Source organism: Aliiroseovarius halocynthiae, assembly GCF_007004645.1.
GTDB classification, from domain to species: domain Bacteria; phylum Pseudomonadota; class Alphaproteobacteria; order Rhodobacterales; family Rhodobacteraceae; genus Aliiroseovarius; species Aliiroseovarius halocynthiae.
This window is the reverse complement of the sequence record NZ_ML660028.1, coordinates 1-19,161: the sequence shown is the minus strand read 5'-3', so window position 1 is coordinate 19,161 and position 19,161 is coordinate 1. Positions and strand designations below refer to the sequence as shown.

Below are 19,161 nucleotides of genomic sequence, written 5' to 3'. Positions count from 1 at the left end.
TCACTTCAGGATGATGTGGGGCAGGCCGTGATGCGGATCAGCGATCACGCTGCAGGCAAGGCCATAGATGTCTTGGATATTGGGCTCGGTGATCACGTCCTGCGGCACGCCCGAGCACAGAACATTCTGGTCGCGCAACGCGATGATATTGTCGGTGAAACGCGACGCCAGATTGATGTCATGCAGCACCATGGCCACGGTCAGGCCGCGATCCGCCTGAAGCTCGCGCACAAGTTTCAGGATGTCTTGCTGGTGCGCCAGATCAAGGAAAGTGGTCGGTTCGTCTAGAAGCAGGATTTCGGTATCTTGCGCCAGCACCATTGCAATCCATGCGCGTTGCAGCTGCCCGCCTGAAAGGTCTTCAAGCAACTCATGGGCGCGATGCGTTAGGCCAACCTGATCTAGGGCGCGCTCGACGATCCGTTGATCTTCTGAGGTCCATTGCTGCAATGGGGATTGATGTGGTGTCCGCCCCCGCAGCACCAGATCCATGATCCGCATGCCTGTCGGTGCGGTCGCGCTTTGAGGCATGAAGGCAATCTTGCGGGCGACCTGTTTGGTGTTTTGCTTGTGGATGGGTTCGCCATCCAACAGCACCTGTCCCTTAGTGGGGCTTTGGACCCGACTGAGGCACCGCAAAAGCGAGGATTTACCACAGCCATTCGGCCCAACGATCGCGGTGATCTGGCCGGGAACAAGGTCAAGATTTACATCTGTCAGAACCGGGGTCTTCCCATAGCTCAGACACAGGTTTTCGCATGTGAGATGTGCGGTCATAGGCGGTTCTTTCTTGATTGAATGATCAGCACCCAGATCAGGACGGGGGCACCAATCAAAGCGGTGAAGACACCAGCAGGCAGCGACATGCCGCTCAGCGCGGTCTGGCTGACCATATCGGCAAACAGGGTGATGATTGCGCCGACGAGGGCTGCGCTAAGCAACGTGGGGCGGCTGGCGCGATTCAGGCCATGAGCAATCGGACCGGACACGAATGCCACGAAGGGCAGGGGGCCGGCGGCTGACACGGCAACAGCAACCAACCCGACGGCCAGACCAAGGGTCACCATACGGCTGCGGTTAAGCGCGATGCCAAGGCCAAGCGCCACTGGTTCGTCCAGCGATGCGCGGGCAAGGATGAACTGATGCCAGAACGCAACCGGCGCAAGGATCAGAAGGCCCAGCCAGATGATCTGTACATCGGCATAGCTGCGGCTGTGCAGCGACCCGACCAGCCATTTCATCAGCTCATAGGCCGATGTGGCATCCAGCCGTGTCATAAGAAGATCCCCTATGACACCAAGGGTTAGGGTAATGCCGATCCCGATCAGGACGATTTGGCCGGGTGCGATCCCGCGCCGCCAGCTTAGCCCGATGACAATAAGGGCCGCGCCCAGCCCCCCAAACATGGCTCCGGGAACGACGAATGCGGTCGTGCCAAGAATGGCAACGGTGAACAGGGCGCCTGTTCCTGCACCTGCGGTAAACCCAATGATATCGGGCGAGGCCAGCGGGTTGCGCAGCAGGGTTTGGATCATCTCGCCCGCAAGGCCGAAGGCCAGCCCGACCCCAAGTGCCGTCAGGATCCGGGGAAGGCGATAGTCCAGAACGACCATTTCGGTGACGGCATCTGTTGTGCCATTCAGCACAGCCATGAAGTCAGCAAAGGATACTGGATAGCTTCCACCAAACAGCCCCGCCACGATCAGCAGGGCAGCAAGGGCTGCCAACAAAGCATTGACGACAACGCGGCGTAGCGGCAGCCGAAACGAGAAAACGGGCGAACGCAGGGTCAGCATGGTCATAGCGCCACCTCTCGACGGAAACGGACAAGCAGGATCAGACTTGGGCCACCGATCAGTGCCATCGTGGCACCGGCCTCGATCTCTTGTCCGGGCAGGATCAGGCGACCAAGGATATCGGCCAGCACGGCTAGCGCCGCGCCGGTTAGGAATGAACCGATTGCGACCAGCCGCAGGTCGGCCCCAAGAAGTGGGCGCACCAGATGCGGGACGACAAGGCCGATAAAGGCGATAGGCCCGGCCATGGACACGGTAAGGCCACACAGGGCGACGATTGCGACGGTGCTGAACACCCGCACGAAGCCAACGCGAACGCCAAGCGCGCGGGCGGTATCATCACCAAGGATCAAGGGCGCGAGAAGAAAGGCGGCGGCCAGACCCATGGGTAGGCTGACGGCAAACAACGGCAGCAGTGCAACCAGATCGCTTTTGGTAATCCCGGTGAACCCACCCAAGACCCAGAAACGATAGGTATCAAGGCTTTCACGGCTCAGGATTAGGATGGCCCAGGTCAGCGCAAGAAACAGTGCGCCCACGGCGGCCCCGGCCAGAATCAAGCGTGTTGGATCCGGCCCGCGGGGCCTAACGGCCCCACCCAGAAGCAGCACAAGCGTGGCGGCCAACCCAGCACCTGCCAAGGCGGGGAACACCAGCTGGGATTGTGCGGTAGCGCCCAGAACCCAGATCGAGATCACCACACCAAGTGCCGCGCCGCCATTAACCCCCAGAAGTCCGGGATCGGCTAACGGGTTGCGGCTAAGCGACTGCATAAGTGCACCCGCCATTCCAAGTGCCCCGCCACCAATCAGCGCGGCCATCGCGCGGGGCAGTCGAAGCTCGTGTACAATCATGTGTTCGGTATTGCTGGGATCGAAAGCCACCAGCGCTTGCCAGACGGTGCTGGTTGGCAGGGGACGTACACCAAACCACAGCGACACAAAGGCAAGCACCAGCCCCAAGGTGGTCATTATTGCCAGCGTCGCAAGATGCGAAGACGTGTTTCGTTTCATGACGGAGGGGCCACTCCTTCGGCCGCAGTGCTTTCAACAGGGGTGGCAGGATCGCCGTCCATGGCTGCTTCGATCAGGGGAACAAGGCGATCCAGAGCATAGTCCAGCGACAAGGGACTGGAATGCGACAGCGCCGCACCCAGATCATAGTCGGCGTAAACTTCACGTCCTTCGCGATAGGCGCGCATGGCTTTGCGTAAAACGATGCCGTCCAGCGCGTCTGCCAGCTCGGCAGTGTCGGTCCAGATCAGCAGATCAACGTCAATTGGTGTCAGATCTTCTTGCGGGATCATCACGTAATACGCATTCGAGCTGATCAATTGATCTACGCCGACCGATGGGGTGAATCCCAGATCTGCAAGGAAACGACTGCGCAGATCGACGCTAGTATAGGCACCAATGCGCGGGGGCCATACAACAGCAGAGCTTTTGCCTGCCCACTCGGGGTGCGCGTTACGTATATCCGAAAATCGGGTTTCAAGGCGGTCAATGACAGCCTCGGCCTTTTCGGGCATGTTCAACGCCTCGCCCAACTTGCGGGTCATAAGCTGCCATGACGAAGTATAGTCACCTTCGCCAGCGGCGGGGGGAATGGTGGGCGCGATTTTTGACAGAAGCTGGTACTGTGTTTCCGTCATCCCAGACCATTGCCCGACAATCAGATCAGGCTTCAGAAGGGCAATTTGTTCGACGTCGATATCACCGTAAAGAACAACAGGTTCCGCATCGCCCAAGGCCTGTTCTGCCCAGGGAAACACTCCGAATTTCCCGTCGCCATACCAATATCGCAAAGCGATGGGTTTGACGCCTAGCGCCAACAGAAAATCATGCCCAACATAGGACAAAGACACGACGCGTTCCGGGGTGCCGTCGATCTGTGTTACGCCGTAGCGATGTGTCAGCTGTCGTGGCTCCGCCCATGAGGGCGAAGCCAAGCTTAGAAGTAGGCACGGAAGAAATACGCGCATCATCATTCTGTGCCTTAGAAGGTTCGACTGAGGCTAAGCGAGATCTCGCGGCCCGAGTTGTAGACGCAGGTTCCGGAGGTTGTGCCAAGTCCCGCAGGAAGGAAGGCACCAGCCACAGCGGGTGAACAGAAACCGATATCCTGTTTGTTGGCCAAGTTACGGACGGCCAGCTGCATGTTCCAGTCGTTGTACTCGTAGCTTACCGATGCATCAAATAGGGTGGATGCAGGAAGCTCGTCCTGATTGCCGATAAACGCGTATCGTGCGCCCGTATGGCGGGCACCCGCACTGAATGTCAGCCCTTCGATTGACGGAACTTCGTATTGCGCAAACAGGGCAGCCGAGAATTTTGGTGCGCGTGGCACCTGATTGCCCACGTATAGATTATTGTGGTTCTCGACGATTGAAGCGTCCACATATCCCGCGCTTCCAAACAGGCTTAACCCGTTGCCAAAATCATGAGTGGCCTCAAGCTCGATCCCACGCGAACGCACCTCGCCAACCTGAGTGAACAACTGCGGCGCAACGCTAAAAGCAACGTCATTCTTGGTGATCGAATAGGCCGACAGACCAATGCTGCTATGTCCATCTGCTGACTGGTATTTCATACCAACTTCGAAGGATTTTGCAGTTTCAATGGCAAGACCGCCGCCGTTCACATTTTCACCGCTCGGTGGCAGGCTGAAGGAACGCGAGAACGACCCATAAGCCATCAGCTCCGGTGCAATTCGATATCCCAAAGCAAGATTCCCCGACGTGAATGTCTCGTTAATCTTGTTATCGATCGAGTCTGAGGTCCCCGTTAAAGGATTTGTGAGGTAACCAGTGACGCTTTGATCGATCCAGTCGTGGCGCACGCCGCCTGACAGGATGAACGTGTCATTGACCTCGGCATGCCCGGTCGCATAAATCCCGGTTTGTTTCAGATCCGTTGTGCGATGGTTCGGGAGAAAGAAGTCGAGTCCGGTTCCGGTCAAATACGGTGTACGATCGCCCGTCAATAGGTTCAATTCGCCAGCATAGGCATATGTAAAGTCTGTAGCGCTGTGAACCCGATAATGATCGATGCCGACTGCGACTTGGCCGACGACATTACCCGTATCAATGTCCACATGAACGGCGTTGTCGAAGCTATGCTGCTGCATGGACTGATCGACATCGAACTTGGTCATGATCGCCATATCGATATCCGACGGCAGACCGACCGGGGCACCCAGCAAGTAGCTGCTGTTTACAAATGCACCTGCGAATTCGGTGTGGTCGTCCCATGTGTTGTCCGAAACGCGTGCACGAGACACAAATGTCAGGCCATTGTCGAACGCGTGCTCGAACTCGTATCCCAGATATTTCTGCGTGGATTCAATCGTGTTGTATTCGGGATTTCCCACGTAGGTGTCGGGGCCAAATGTCGCGACGTTGTTGGGCTCGAGCGTCCCGAATTTGGGCACTGTGATATAGGTGTTGCCCACATTGTCTTCTTGATACTGGCCATAGACCGTCAACGTTGTCTGGTCGGATGGGGCAAAGGTTAGCGACGGCGCGATATAGATACGCCCGGTATCAACTTCATCGAAGTGCGTGCCGGACTCGTTCCAGACGCCGACGAGGCGATATGCCAAAGTGTCCGAGAGCGGACCGGTCACATCAAGGCCAACTTGCTTTCCACCATGGTCAGAGATGATTGTCTGGACTTCACCGCCAAACGTGAATTCGGGGCGTTTGGTGACGGCGTTGATCAGGCCGCCGGGTTGGTTTGCGCCGTACAAGTCCGATGTCGGGCCGCGCAGAATGTTGACGCTTTCCAAGCCGAACGGCTCGGTGCGCCAAGACGCCCAATCGACCGTTCGCAGAGGCATTGCATCGCGGAACACGCCGCCAATCTGAGCTTCGAAACCGCGCAAGATAAACTCGTCATATCGGTCATCGTGACCATATGTACCGGTTGTGATTCCGGGGCTATAGGCGACGGTTTCTTCCATCGTGCGCGCGCCTTGAGCCTCGAACAACTCGCGCGGCAGGATGGTCACAGAACGCGGAAGGTCGCTCGGATCCACCGGCACACGTGTCCCAGCGGTGTTCGCAGCTTCGACCGAGCTGACACCAGCACCGCCATCGTTAATCGCTTGCAGCACAATTGTCCCAAGATAGAAATCTTCAGCGCCAGTATCGGCGTCTTGGGCTGCCCCAACAGCTGGGGCCAGAATGGTCGACATCATCAGCATTGCTGACACCGATTTGAAGTGGAAACGCGTCAAAGGGACCTCCTGCGCGAAACGAGTTTAACGGTTCGCGCCCAAGTCGGGTACGTCACGTAGTTGGCGAATTTTGGGAAGGGCTTGGCGCATTGCACCTGGCAAGTCTCGAAAGACAGGTGATCGAATAATGTGAATAATTATTCATGTCAACACGTGACAGCGAAATGAGGAGGAGGGTAGATTTAAGCTATTGTTTTAATACTATAATCATCTGTATTCCGTGTGCAGCATAAATGATACATGGCATCTTGATTGGTATATCCACGTATTTTTCAGGTGGGGCGGATCATAGCGATACGCAACAGAATGTTAGGCGTCGGGGCGCCGCCTGACACTAAATGCGCCCAAACGGGACACAGTATGGATGATTGCCGCTTTGATCTTGCATCACAGTCACGTCCGCGTTCAACAGCGACTTCACCAGTTCTGAAGAGATAACATCATGCGGTGCTGCATCTGCGTAGACATGCCCGTCTTTCAAGGCGATCAGCCGATCCGCATAGAAGCTGGCCTGATTGATGTCGTGTAGGACCATCAAAATACCGATACCTTGGTCTTTTTGCAGGCGGATCAGCAAGTTCAGCAGGTCTATTTGATGACCCAGATCCAGATATGAGGTGGGTTCATCGAGTAGCAGCATCTGTGGCTTCTGAATCAAGGCAAGCGATATCCAAACGCGCTGCTTCTCACCCCCGGACAGATCATCAAACGGACGATCGGCGTGATCCTCCATCCCTGTCTGCTCAAGCGCCCAATGAACATCCGCCAGATTGCCCCGCGAGAAGAGTGATTTTTGCGAGAACTGCCCATGCTCTACCAATTGCGCAACCGACAGCCCTTCGGGGGCCTGCGGTGACTGGGACAGAACCGCGATCTGGCGGGCGATTTCTTTTCGGGACCAGTCTGATAAGGGGTGACCGGACAGCAGCACCTCTCCGGTTTTGACTGGATGTAGGCCCGAAAGCGCCTTGAGTAGCGTCGACTTTCCACAGCCATTAGCGCCGATCAATGTGGTGATCTCATGTGCTGAGATGGTCAGGCTGATGTCATGCAAAATGGCGGTGTCGCCATAGCGGACAGAGATGTTGCGGGCTTCGATCATGTCAGATTCTCTTGGCTTGAGCGCGGATCAGAAAGGCAAATACCGGGGCACCCAGCAGGCTGGTTACGATGCCGACCGGAACTTCAAGTGGGGCCGCAACCGCCCGGCCAACGGTATCGCTTGCGACGACAAGGATGGCGCCGATGAACAGGCAACTTAAGATCTGTGCTGCGATGGTTGGGCGGGCAATCAGGCGAGCCAGATGTGGCACGATGAGCCCGACGAACCCAATCGGTCCGGCGATAGAGACGGCACTGGCGGCAAGGCATGCGGCGATGCCCAGTAAAACCGGGGCAAGGGTGCGGGTTGCTACCCCCATCGACGCGGCCGTTTGCGGGTCAAAGCGCAGGGCGGATAGCTGTGGCGACAAGATTACGATGGCAGAAATGGCCGCAACGCCCCAAGGCAGGGCGGGTAACACATTGCTGAAATCCCGAGCATAAAGTGACCCGGCCAACCAAAGGATGGCCAGCTCGGTTCGGGTTTCCGACAGTGTCAGCACCATCGCCATCACGATCCCGTTCAAGACGGCGGCTAGCACCACACCGATCAGCACCAGTCGCAGCGGTGAAAACCCGCGATCCCATGCCAGCCAGAAGACCAGCGCGGTCGCCGAAAGGCTGCCCACAAGGGCAATCACTGGTACGACCGCCATCGGCAAATAGCTGGTCGCCACCTGAAGGCTTTCACCCACTGGAAACAGATAGATCGCCAGCGACATGGCCGCGACCACTGCAAAGGCCGCGCCCCCGGAAACGCCAAACATGGTCGGGTCGGCCAGCGGGTTGCGGAGCACGGTCTGGAACACCAGCCCCGACAGCGCAAGATAGCTGCCGATCACGATTGCCGCCACAGTGCGGGGCAGTCGATAATCCAGAATGACCTGCGTATTTGCGTTAGGCGTTTCCGAGGTGATGTTGAACACATCGCTCCATGCGACCTCGACCGCGCCAAACCGCAACGACAGAAGGCAAACGATTAGCAAGAGCACAAGATATATTGGCAACGCGCTGCGTGTGCTCACGATGTCTATCCTTTGAAGCGACGTGCAGATCGCATCAGCACCAGAAACGCGATGCCGCCGATGATCGTGATAATCACGCCAGCCGGCGCACGCCCCGAAAAGAACGCGCGCGCAATGGTGTCCGCCCAGATGACCACTGCCATTCCGAACAGTGTTGACACGCAAAGCCACAGCCACATCACCGCATGGCGTGCGCCTAGGCACAGTCGCGCCAGATGCGGGGCCACGAAGCCTACAAAGGCGATGGGACCTGCAACGGCCACAGCGCTTGCGGCCAGAATGACGGACACACTGCCTGCGACCAGCCTCCAACGAGTGGCATTCAGCCCCATCGAAGCCGCCATACTGTCTTCGAATGTCAGCATTCGCAGCGCGGGGGACAAGGCAAAGGCAGCAATCGTACCTGCAACAGCCCAAGGCCAAAACATAACCCATTCGACCCAATCACGATTGATAAACCCGCCGATCATCCAGTAATACAGGGTCTGCATCGATGATCGCGACAGGATCATCACCGCACTGGTGGCGGCGATAAAGAAGATCGACACGGCGACACCCGCAAGGATCAGCCGCGATGGCTGAAGATTCGGGCGACCTGCGATAAGAAAGGTCAACGTGGCGGCCAGAAAGCCCCCAGCGATGCCAGAAAGCACAATGGCACCGGCTGATTGGCTGAGCAGCGTCAGACACAGCGCGACGCCAAATGCCGCCCCGCCCGATACACCTGTCAGACCGGGATCCCCCAGAGGGTTGCGGGTAACGGTCTGGATCAACGCCCCGGACAGCGCCAGCGCGGCCCCGACACCCAAGGCGCACAGCACACGGGGCAAACGCAGTTCGCGCACCGAAAACGCCGCGTTCGATCCGTCATCATGCCAAAGATAGCCCAAAGCATCCGTGAAGCTTGTGCCCACTGCCCCAATAGACAGGCTGGCCCCTACCCCAGCCAGCGCAATTGCGGCCAGTAGGGATATCAACAACGCGACTGGCACGCCCCCCGCCCTTACGACATTTTCGGCACTCATTTTGCAAACTCGACCTGCGTGGCGCGAGCTGTGTCAGGCATATCAGGCTTTTCAAAGGTTTCGGGATAGACTAGATGTGCGACTTCACGCAGGATCATTTCGCGAGCAATCGGGCCAGATGGTTGTGAATACTGATACCCAACACTGTAGATTTGGCCGGCTTTATAGGCCTTCAGCCGTTCGTAAGCTGCGTTGAATTTTGCTGCGCCACCATGCGAGATGAACATGAAAATCACATCCGGGTCGATTGCCAGAAGGTCTTCGGCTTCAAGCACAACAAATGCATCGTCTGCCGATTCCAGTTGTTCGGCACGGCCAAGGGGGTTGGACGTACCCGCTTGCTTGATGATATCAGCGGTGGTCAGGTTTTCACGGTACCCATAGAGCGTATCGTGGAAGGACCAAATAAACACTGCCTCTTTCTGCTCTTTTGGCGCACGGGCCGCATAGTCGTTGATCAACGCAATATAGTCGCGGTTCATGGCGGCTACATCCGCATCGCGCCCAAGCGCACGCCCCATTTCCGAGACCGACGCCATGGACTGTTCGAACGAAAAACCATCAAATGTAAGAAACTGCCCAATCGCCTCGATCTCGTCCGAGTAAGGGGCGTTATAACGGGTCAGGCCGATTGTCAGATCCGGTTTTGATGTACTGAGCAGCTCTAGGTTCGGCGCGGTGATGTCGCCGTAATCAAGTGCGCCATTCAGCTTTTCACCTAGATAGACTGGCATTTTGCCCTCATAGGTCGTCACGCCCAATACAGGCGTATCCAAAGCGACAAGCAAATCTGCGGCAGCAGCCCAAAGTGCAGCAACTGTTTCGGGCTTCTGTTCAAGCGTAACCTCGACCGCGCGCCCGTCATTAATGGTCACAGGATAGCTGTCGGCAAAGGCGGTCGTGCAGGCAAAACCCGCTGCAATGGCGTATGTCAGGATTTTCATAAGGTTCTCCATCCGTCAGGTGATGCGCCAGTTCTTGGCGTCCGTTTTCCGCGCGTTCATGCGCGCATAGAGGCCTTCCTGGCTCACCAGCTCGGTATGGGTGCCTCTTTCTATAATCTTCCCGGCCTCAAGCACAAGGATCTGGTCGGCGGCTTCAATCGTTGACAGCTTGTGGGCCACGACGATCAGCGTCTTATTCCGCGTCAGTTCGGCCAGTGCTTCCTGCAGGGCGCGGTCATTGCTGGGATCCAGCGCGGCGGTTGCCTCGTCCAGCAGGACAATGGGTGCGTCTTTCAGGATCGCGCGCGCGATCGAGACCCGCTGACGTTCACCACCTGACAGCCGCGCGCCGCCTTCGCCGACATCTGTGTCGTACCCATCGGGCAATTCGCAGATGAATTCATGCGCCTGCGCTGCCCGCGCGGCAGCCTCGATTTCGGCCTGTGTGGCGTCTGGGCGCGCTGCGGCGATGTTATCTTTGATCGAGCCGCTGAACAGGTACACATCCTGAAACACCACGCTGATCAACGCATTTAGTTGGGTTACTTCCAGATGGCGCAGATCCGTGCCTCCGATGGACACAGTCCCCGCAGTCACGTCCCAGAACCGCGCCAGAAGGCTAAGGATCGTGGTTTTTCCCGACCCGGAAGGGCCAACAATCGCGGTCATGGAATTGGCAGGCACATCGAAGCTGACATGGCTTAGGACTTCGGGGCCGTCGTCATAACAGAAGGACACGTCTTCAAAAGACACACTGCTGCTGGTCGGGGCTGGCTGCCCCGCGATCACCGGCAGGGGCTTTTCCTGAAGGATCTGGTCCAGCCGGCCAAGCGAGGCATCTGCGATGCGAATGCGTTCAAGCACCGCAACCAGATTGATCAAAGGCGCATATACCGCAAAGGACAGCATAAGGATCGTGACCAGGGTGCTGGGCTGCAGGCTGTCCAACCGCATACCAGACGCGGCTGCGACAACAGGAACGCCCAGCATGACGACGATGACGAAGCTGAGCATTGGCAGCGTCAGCAGCAGCACCATCTGGATCGAGATCGCGCGGAATTGGTCAAGCGCAGCGCGAAACATCTCTTGACCGCGTGCGATCTGGTTGAAGGCACGGATCACCCGAATACCCTGCACATATTCGATCATCACCGCGCCAGCATTGGCCTGAACCTCTTGCCGCTCGGCCCCGATGGATCCAAATTTTACGCCGATATAGATGGCGACTGGAAGGGCAGTGACAACGCTGATCAGGAAGGTCAGGGCAAACCAGACATCCTGCGAGGCAATAAATCCAAGCACTGTGACAGGCAGCACGATAGCCTGCACAATTTTCGCCATCGCATCAGACAGAAAACTTTCGATGATTGACACATCAGTGGTCAATGCCGTGGCGGTATCGCCCTTGTGCCGCCCAAGATGGAACCCCATCGGCAGGCGTTTGAGATGCTCCATCAGGCTTAGACGCAGCGCCTTCCCAACCTGAAAAGAGGCATCCCAAGCGCGCCGCACAGAAAGATAGGAAAACAGCAGCTGACCTGCCAAAGACAGGACCATCAACAGGCTGATCTGCATTGCCCAGCCAAAGCTCATCGGCACCCCGTTCATACTATGGGTGGCCACTTGAATGACGCCACCATAGGCCAGCCCCAGCGAAAAGGACTGCAAGACCCGGAAGAACAGGGCCAGACGCAGTTCCGAGCGAAGGTCACCACATAGCGCCCAAAGGCGTTTAAGGCTGCCGAATTCGGCGGTGACGGCACGCAGGGCAGAGATCTGGGCGCTCATGGCAGATCCTCTTTTTGTCGAAGTGGTGTGGATTGCGACAGCGTATAGTCCTGCCATAGGCGGGCATATTGTCCACCCTTCGCAAGCAGGCCCGTGTGCCGCCCGCGCTCGGTTATCCTGCCACAGTCCAGAACAAGGATTTGGTCAGCTTCGGTGATCGTGTGCAAACGGTGCGCGATGGCGATCAGGGTTTTATCGCGTGTCAGCACTTTGATCGCCTGCTGGATCTCGGCCTCGCTGTCGGGATCGGTAAAGGCGGTGGCCTCGTCCAGAATGACAACGGGCGCATCTTTGATCATCGCCCGCGCGATCGAGATTCGCTGCCGCTCGCCGCCGGACAGAAGCTGTGCCCCCTGCCCTATCACCGTGTCATAGCCGTCAGGAAGCGCCATGATGAAATCATGCGCACAGGCGGCACGGGCGGCGTCCTGTACTTCGTCGTCGGTTGCGTCGGGGCGGCCATAGCGAATGTTTTCGGAAATTGTTGCGGTGAACAGGAACGGGTCTTGGAAGACAAAACCGACGCAGTCCATCAACTGGTCCAGCGCCATATCGCGTACATCCTGCCCACCCAAAGTGATCCGCCCACCTGTCACGTCATAGAAACGCGGGATCAGCGTTGCCAGCGTGGTTTTGCCCGACCCGGACGGACCGACAAGGGCGGTGACTGTTCCGGCCGATGCGCTAAAGCTGACATCATTCAGAACCTCGCCGCCGCCATAGTCAAAATTCACGCTTTCGAAAACAATGTCATGGGTTGTAATCGGCAGGTGCTGTTGGCTGTCGTGCTGGGGCAGTTGGTCAAGAACTTCACGTGCGGATGTCGCCGACAGCGAGATATGCGCGAAGTGGTGGAAAAGATCGAACAGCCGCATCAAAGGTGTGCTGTAATTTGCGCCAAGGATCACGAAGAACAGAAGCGTCCCCAGGCCAATCTGACAGATATACAGAAGCCAGACACCGACCGTCAGGATGACGGTGATGTTCGCAAGGATCAGGGCATAGAATGTCCCCCCCAAGGGCACGAAAGCACGGCCCATTTCGCTTTGGACATCCGCCAATCGTGTGACGGCTTTTGCCGTGTCTTGCCGCTCTAGATGCGTATGCCCAAAGATCTTGATGACGGGCATACCAGCCAAAAATTCGACCATTGACTCGTTCATTTTCACATTGGCGTCTTGCATCGCGGATGCCTCGCGATAGGAAATCCGAATAGCAAGCGACATGATCCCCAACGACACAGGCGTCAGGATGACCGAGGCCAACGCCATGCGCCAATCCACCGCAAACAGCCAGATGGTTACAATGACCCACGACACCAGCGCGCTGATCCCTTCTGGTATCGCATGTGCGATCAGAAGCTCCAGTTTCTCGGGTTCGGAGATCATCGTTTGCTTGGCGCGCCCGCTTCGCATGTTGCTGAAATAGCCGATAGGAAGCTTGGCCAAGTGGCGCGCCAGACGCATGCGCAGACCATAGAGCAAGTTGAATGCGGTAACATGCGACAGTCGTGTGGCCAGGCCGAAACACAAATATCCAACAGGGATCGTGACGGCCATTAGCCCGACATGCAGCCAGAAAGCACTCTGGGTGGCCTGCCCGGATGTAATCATCAAGATCAGCTTGTAGATGACCCAGATTGGCAGAACTTCAAGCAGGACCGACAGGGTTGCCAGGCCGATAGATACAAGAATTCTGCCGCGTTGCGTGTGCAGCGCGCCAGTGACCAGCTTCAGGCTGGCAAGGAAGTCAACCTTGCCTGATTGTGGGGCGGTCTCTGCGTCTGGTGCGTCTGTGTGGGTTTTCATGCGGTGCTCTTGTGCAGCTGAATGCTGCCCTGGCGCTTGGCCAGGGCAGCATCTGTATTACCAGGTTTTGCTGACGGTCATCCCGACGGTTCGGCCGGGGGACGCGATCCCCACATGCGCCCCTGACATCAGGAAATAGTTGCTGAGATATTTCTCATCCAACAGGTTCTTCGCCCAGAGGCTGGCCTCCCAGTCGCCGCCGCGCACACCGACCGCGACGTCTACAAGATGGGTGGGCGCTTGTTTGTATGCGCCAACCGGATCGAACGTGTATTCGCTGCGATAGGAATATGTACCGTTGGCAAAGGCTTCTAGCCCGTTTTTCAATTCGCGCTCCCAGCCCAATGACAGGCTTGCGGAGTGCTTTGGGGACAGCGGAATGGCATTGCCGGAATAGTCAACAGTTTGGGTCGATCCGGTTGTTGCGGAATAGAACGAGTATTGGAACGAGTCGAAGCGCGCATCCAGATATCCGTAAGTCGCGCCAAAGGTCAGCTCGTCAGACAGGGCTGCGTCAAGGCTCAGTTCAAGCCCGCGCGATGTGGCCGAAGATGCGTTCGCCGTGACACGCTGAATATCGCTGATGAATACATTGGATTGCATGTCTTTCCATTCGGTATTGAACAGATTGACGCCTAGGGACACGCGATCATCCATCAGCGAGGTTTTCAAGCCAAGCTCGAAAGTGCGCGAGGTTTCGGGCCGATAGGTGTTCACGCTGCCATCAGCATTGAAAAACTGCGCGATACCGCCGGATTTAAAGCCAGTAGCAAACCGACCATAAACCAGCGTGTTGTCATTAAGCTGATAGCCGAACCCGGCTTCCGGGCTAAAATTCGTCGTCTCGGTCGAAGCCGATCCAGACTGTGCTGGACCGTATACGAACGTCCCAGCGGGGCTGCTGATTTCGACATCCCCGGATTTGGTCTCACGCGTCACCCGCGCCCCTGCATGCACCGAAAGTGCATCCGACACCTGATATGAGATGTTACCGAATGCCGCATATGTCTGTGCTGTGGCTTTTAGCCCATCCCGGCTGGTCATATCACGTGGCACGGATGCCAGCTCGTAGAACTCCAACCCGTCAAAGTCTTCGTACATATAGAACAGACCCGCGTTCCAGCTGATTTCGCCGGGGGCCAAGTCGGACCCAGCATGAGAGCCAAGGCGGAACTCTTGGGTGAACTGCCACTGCTCTTGTTCGCGACCCTGTTGCAAGGCATAGAAACCAACGCTCGGATCATACGGGCCCGCGCTGAAATCTCCGTCCATAACCAAGTCTTGCGAGAACTTCCGATATGCGGTGATCGAGCTGAAGTAAAACGCATCGAAATCATGGTCAATGCGCAGCATTGCACCGCCGCGGCGGTCTCTTTTATAGGCCGAGTGGTCCAGATTTGATTGGTGATTCAATGCCAGATCCAGCGGCGCCCAGCGTCCCATGCTGTCGTCGTCCACCTTCTCGGAATCGATGGTGAATTTCAGCGATGTCGCATCGCCGATATCCCCGACCACGGTAAAGCGACCGGAAATTGCCGTCAGAGGAAGATCTGTTTGATTGGTTGCCAGATTGGTGATGCCATCGGGCGCTTTTGTGTAACTCAGATAGCCGCGGGTCAACCAGTTCCCGTCGCCCATAGGCTGGTCAAACGCCAGACGCGCGCGCGCGTATCCGTTACTGCCATAGGACAGTTCGGTTTCCACAGCCGAGACGTCACCAGGTTCGCGAGTGACCAGATTGACCGCGCCACCAATTGTGTTGCGTCCGTAAAGTGTAGACTGGCTGCCGCGCACGACTTCTGTGCGCTCCAAATCATCCAGATAGACCGGGGCCGCGTCGGGGCGCCCCATATAGACTTCGTCCAGAAACAGGCCGACGCCCGTTTCGCTGTTCAGCCCCTGCATAGCCTGAGAACCAACACCGCGCACAACGAAACCCAGCCCGTTTGCATCAAAGGCCATTACGTTTGGGGCGGTCTTGGCGATGTCCAGCACTTGATCAACGCGTCCGCTGCCCAAGTTCTCATCCGTCACGACGGTGACGGCCACGGGCGCTTCGTTTAGCTGTTCTTCGGTGCGCCGGGCGGTGATAACAACCTGACCAAGATCAAAAAAATCCGGATTAGCATCTGCATCTTGTGCCCACGCCGGAGCAGACAGCCCCGAGACGCTGGTCAGCAAAGCCGCCGACAACGTTAACTTCAAAGCAATACCGGATAGAGTTTTGCGTGCCATGTGTTTTGCCATTCCTTCCCAACGCCTGACCAGCGACGTGTATTTTGATGGCTGGAATGCGAAGACGCAGTTCTTGGCTACAACTCGAACGGGCCTGACCCGGCGAGACGGCAAAGTCTTAACGCTAGGTTAAACTGGTCGCGAGCTTGGAGACTGTTGATTGCTGGAATTTGACTGTTGAAATCTGGTCGCGCCGGACTATCTGTCTTCGACGGGGGTGTGGCCGAAGTATTTCTTGTAGGCCGCAGTAAAGTTTGACGGGCTGCTATATCCTACAAGATAGGCGATCTCGGCGATCTGCAGAACTCGATCACGCACCAGCACACGGGCGGCTTGCATGCGGCAGTTCAAAACATACTCGAATATGGTGACCCCCATCACCGACTTAAACGCGCGTCGCAAGGTCGTTTCGTTTGTCCCAAGTTGTACAGCCAGCGCAGATATGGACTGGAACTGTTCAGGCGCTTGATTGATCTGGTTGCGCGCATCATATGCAAGATCCGAATGCGCGCTTCGATCATTGTGGACGGGGCAGTCATTAAGGTGGCAGGCAAGTTCGAAAATGGATGCCATGACATGGCTTTCAACAAAGAGCTTGCCCGTGGCCCCGCAATAAGGGTTGTCCAACAGGTTGCGCAGATTCAGCGACAATACTTCGAGCGGCCCAAGGGGTAGGACATTGACACCAGGGCGCATAAGGTTCTTCAAACCTCGCATATGATCGGTGGGATCATCGGCGCCCACATCGTCGAAAAACCCTTTTCCCATCAAGAACGAGGACATACGCAGCCGTTTCATGGACATCGGAATGTCCGTGAAGTCGCTCGGTTGGCCGACCGATAGCAACATCGGCAATCCATTTCCCGGAAACTGAATTTCAACGCCTTGCAGGCGGGTCGCGCTTGCGCCACTGAACAAGGCTCCAACCCAAATACCTGGGGGCATACGGCTTTGCCACTGAGTGTCTTGGGTGAATTGCATGTCGCAGGAAAAGAACTGTACATCTGGCGCGATGTTCAACGATGTGTAGCGACCCGAGACTGAATGCTTCTGCCAGTCACTGTCATCTGGGATCCGCGCGCGTTCAGCCGATATTCGCACCAGCGCATCAGCAAGTTTCAAAACCTCGGGACCATCCTCTCCGATCGTGATGTCAGCATAATGGTCTGCAAGCGTCATTGCCAAACCTTCCTTTCTGATGCTGGCATTGGATTGAACTTTGTGGGCCTTGGGTCTATCCCAACAAAGGTACGTAAAGTCCCACAAGATTACGCGTGATCTCTAACGCGCATGATGGTTTGCCTGCTTGTCTCAAACTGTCGTGCGATGGCTGTGATAGCCTCCCCATTTCTGATTTTTCCTTCACTTCCTGTTGTTGATCCTGCGACAGAACGGATGGCCGCCCCAAGGGCTTACCTTCAGCTTTGGCGCGGGCGAGGCCAGACTGAGTGCGTTCTATCAGTAGATCACGCTCGAACTGGGCCACTGCGTTGATGACATTCATGGTCATCTTTCCGGCTGAGCTGGTGAGATCAACGCCGCCCAAGGCGAGACAATGAACACGGATGCCAATGTCTTCGAGCTTAGCAACGGTGGTGCTAACATCGATGGCGTCACGCCCTAGCCGGTCTAGCTTGGTGACAATCAGCACATCCCCTTTCTCCATCCGATCCAGAAGTTTGGAAAACCCTTTCCGCTGCGCAATGGCCATGGAGCCTGAGATCGTCTCTGTAATGATCCGAAATGGCTCAACGGCAAATCCCGCCGTTTTTATTTCGTGGATCTGGCTTTCTGGCGTCTGGTCGAAGGTTGAGACGCCAGCATAAGCAAAAGTTCTGGACATGGCTCAATTCGTTACGAAATAGATGTACGTAATGATACCTCTGTCCTATAGTAATGCAAGGTAATTTACGGACGGCCTTTGAGGCCCTGTCCGTAACCGTTCCTTTCCGGACACCCTCTACCACATCTGCTGGTGCATCAGATCCCGGTGCTCACCGGCCCGAAACCGTTTGTTCACAGCACCTCGCGAGAACTTTCCTTCCACGAACGGCTTTCGGGCAATCATCCGCTCCATCGCGGCTTCCACATCGTCGGACAGGAAGTCAGATACAGGGCGTTCTGGTGCATCCGCAGCCACGACGTCTTCCAGAAAGCCAGTCATGATGTCCATGTCTCTCCAGGCGTCGTAACTCTCGGTTTCATCCCGCCGCTCAAGATATCCGTGCGGCCCGCCGCAATCCTCCGGCGGACAAACCCCGGAACCGCCCGTGCAGACCGGATAGGATTTTTTCGGCGGCGGGTTGATCGCTTCAACGCGGATTTCGTGTTCCCAGTGATCGCCCATATCGTAGATATACGAGAACCGTTCATTCGCTCGAAGCTCGAACTCCTGCAAGGAAACATCCGGGTTCGCCACATGCAATTCGAACGAGCCGTACCGAACCGCGTAGACATCGAAGATAAACAGGTGAATGCCCTCCCAGCCCATCGCCACCTGAAAAATGCCGTGCAATTCGCGCAAAGTCGTCGAGGTCGGCACCAGCACACGCCGCCATATCATCGGGCTGATGCCGAGAAGGCGAACTTTCAGCTGATAGATTTCCGGAGCGGCTGACATGGGAAACCCCTGCCACCCTCAACCCCGAAACACAACTGCCCCACACTTTGCGGTACTCTCCNTACTGTGAAAGCTTAAATGGCCGGTTCAGGGATGAGCTGCTCAACGGTGAGATCTTCTACAACCTGCGCGAAGCTCAAATTCTGATCGAGCAATGGAGGAGACACTACAACAAAAAACGCCCCCACAGTGCACTGGGCTATCGCCCGCCAGCACCTGAAACCATCATCCCGATGGATCAGAGGCCCATAATGCACTAACAATCAACTTGGACCAGTCAGATGAGGCTGCTTAGTCTTTCACAAGGGTCTTTACCATTTGACCCGACACTTGCCGCATCTGCGTCCAACTCCTTGAAAATTGAAGTGGCAACTCCCAGAATGCCTCCCGCTAGTGTGTCCCCATCCTCGTTTAGCGGGGCAAACAGAGCCATAAGGCTTAACCCCCCAGTTCCGCCTAACTTAGCTGCATCAAGAGTAGCATTCATACCGCTCGGGTCCAGATGGTTGGCTGGGTTTCCTTCGACATAGCCATAAATGTTCGCAAAGCCGGACCAAAACCCAATCGGATCGGACTGTAGGAA

The 19,161-nt window shown here is 56.6% G+C and carries 17 protein-coding genes; 1 reads left to right on the top strand and 16 read right to left on the bottom strand.

All coding sequences use genetic code 11. The features are described 5' to 3' along the window. The 15 genes from FIL88_RS15820 to FIL88_RS16990 all read right to left on the bottom strand — a co-directional run bounded on the left by FIL88_RS15820 (nucleotide 1) and on the right by FIL88_RS16990 (nucleotide 18,578). Nucleotides 1–777: an ABC transporter ATP-binding protein gene (locus FIL88_RS15820; RefSeq protein WP_142854854.1), complete on the bottom strand. Its 777-nt coding sequence runs from the start codon at nucleotides 775–777 to the stop codon at nucleotides 1–3. Further along, complete coding sequence (locus FIL88_RS15815; RefSeq protein ID WP_246066752.1) at nucleotides 774–1,802, bottom strand: FecCD family ABC transporter permease; 1,029 nt, start codon at nucleotides 1,800–1,802, stop codon at nucleotides 774–776. Before FIL88_RS15815 ends, FIL88_RS15820 begins: the two co-directional genes overlap by 4 nt. Next, on the bottom strand, nucleotides 1,799–2,809 hold the full coding sequence (locus FIL88_RS15810; protein ID WP_142854853.1) for a FecCD family ABC transporter permease: 1,011 nt from the start codon (nucleotides 2,807–2,809) through the stop codon (nucleotides 1,799–1,801). The genes FIL88_RS15815 and FIL88_RS15810 overlap by 4 nt, the downstream gene beginning before the upstream one ends. Further along, nucleotides 2,806–3,783 carry an iron-siderophore ABC transporter substrate-binding protein gene (locus FIL88_RS15805; protein WP_246066751.1) on the bottom strand — a complete coding sequence of 326 codons (978 nt, stop codon included), beginning with the start codon at nucleotides 3,781–3,783 and terminating at the stop codon, nucleotides 2,806–2,808. The genes FIL88_RS15810 and FIL88_RS15805 overlap by 4 nt, the downstream gene beginning before the upstream one ends. An 8-nt stretch (nucleotides 3,784–3,791) precedes the next feature. Next, the gene (locus tag FIL88_RS15800; RefSeq protein ID WP_142854852.1) at nucleotides 3,792–6,032 is read right to left on the bottom strand and encodes a TonB-dependent siderophore receptor; all 2,241 of its coding nucleotides are present in this window, start codon (nucleotides 6,030–6,032) and stop codon (nucleotides 3,792–3,794) included. A gap of 334 nt (nucleotides 6,033–6,366) precedes the next feature. Continuing rightward, nucleotides 6,367–7,134 carry an ABC transporter ATP-binding protein gene (locus tag FIL88_RS15795; protein ID WP_142854851.1) on the bottom strand — a complete coding sequence of 256 codons (768 nt, stop codon included), beginning with the start codon at nucleotides 7,132–7,134 and terminating at the stop codon, nucleotides 6,367–6,369. A gap of 1 nt (nucleotide 7,135) precedes the next feature. Beyond that, nucleotides 7,136–8,158 (bottom strand): FecCD family ABC transporter permease, encoded by a 1,023-nt coding sequence (locus FIL88_RS15790; RefSeq protein ID WP_185960987.1) that lies wholly within the window; start codon nucleotides 8,156–8,158, stop codon nucleotides 7,136–7,138. Between the two features lie 5 nt (nucleotides 8,159–8,163). Continuing rightward, nucleotides 8,164–9,183, bottom strand: a complete 1,020-nt coding sequence (locus FIL88_RS15785) for a FecCD family ABC transporter permease (protein ID WP_142854849.1) — start codon at nucleotides 9,181–9,183, stop codon at nucleotides 8,164–8,166. Beyond that, on the bottom strand, nucleotides 9,180–10,127 hold the full coding sequence (locus FIL88_RS15780; protein ID WP_185960986.1) for an ABC transporter substrate-binding protein: 948 nt from the start codon (nucleotides 10,125–10,127) through the stop codon (nucleotides 9,180–9,182). The genes FIL88_RS15785 and FIL88_RS15780 overlap by 4 nt, the downstream gene beginning before the upstream one ends. Nucleotides 10,128–10,142: 15 nt before the next feature. Continuing rightward, nucleotides 10,143–11,915: an ABC transporter ATP-binding protein gene (locus FIL88_RS15775; protein WP_142854847.1), complete on the bottom strand. Its 1,773-nt coding sequence runs from the start codon at nucleotides 11,913–11,915 to the stop codon at nucleotides 10,143–10,145. Continuing rightward, a complete protein-coding gene (locus FIL88_RS15770; protein ID WP_142854846.1) occupies nucleotides 11,912–13,723 on the bottom strand; it encodes an ABC transporter ATP-binding protein in 1,812 nt (603 codons plus the stop codon). Before FIL88_RS15770 ends, FIL88_RS15775 begins: the two co-directional genes overlap by 4 nt. Nucleotides 13,724–13,780: 57 nt before the next feature. After that, nucleotides 13,781–15,958, bottom strand: a complete 2,178-nt coding sequence (locus FIL88_RS15765; RefSeq protein WP_185960985.1) for a TonB-dependent receptor — start codon at nucleotides 15,956–15,958, stop codon at nucleotides 13,781–13,783. 198 nt (nucleotides 15,959–16,156) lie between these two features. Next, the gene (locus FIL88_RS15760; RefSeq protein ID WP_142854844.1) at nucleotides 16,157–17,137 is read right to left on the bottom strand and encodes a helix-turn-helix transcriptional regulator; all 981 of its coding nucleotides are present in this window, start codon (nucleotides 17,135–17,137) and stop codon (nucleotides 16,157–16,159) included. Nucleotides 17,138–17,192: 55 nt separating this feature from the next. After that, the gene (locus FIL88_RS15755; RefSeq protein ID WP_246066750.1) at nucleotides 17,193–17,801 is read right to left on the bottom strand and encodes a recombinase family protein; all 609 of its coding nucleotides are present in this window, start codon (nucleotides 17,799–17,801) and stop codon (nucleotides 17,193–17,195) included. 117 nt (nucleotides 17,802–17,918) lie between these two features. Then, entirely contained in the window at nucleotides 17,919–18,578 is a 660-nt protein-coding gene (locus FIL88_RS16990; RefSeq protein WP_142854843.1) for a plasmid pRiA4b ORF-3 family protein, read from the bottom strand. Between the two features lie 62 nt (nucleotides 18,579–18,640). On the opposite strand from FIL88_RS16990, the gene FIL88_RS15745 reads away from it, so the two are divergent. Next, a partial coding sequence (locus FIL88_RS15745; protein ID WP_246066749.1) for an integrase core domain-containing protein occupies nucleotides 18,641–18,838 on the top strand: 198 nt, incomplete at its 5' end. A 17-nt stretch (nucleotides 18,839–18,855) separates the two neighbouring features. Here the strand turns inward: FIL88_RS15745 and FIL88_RS16855 are convergent. After that, nucleotides 18,856–19,161, bottom strand: a 306-nt coding sequence (locus FIL88_RS16855; RefSeq protein WP_221931167.1) for an RHS repeat-associated core domain-containing protein, incomplete at its 5' end; no start/stop codon positions are given.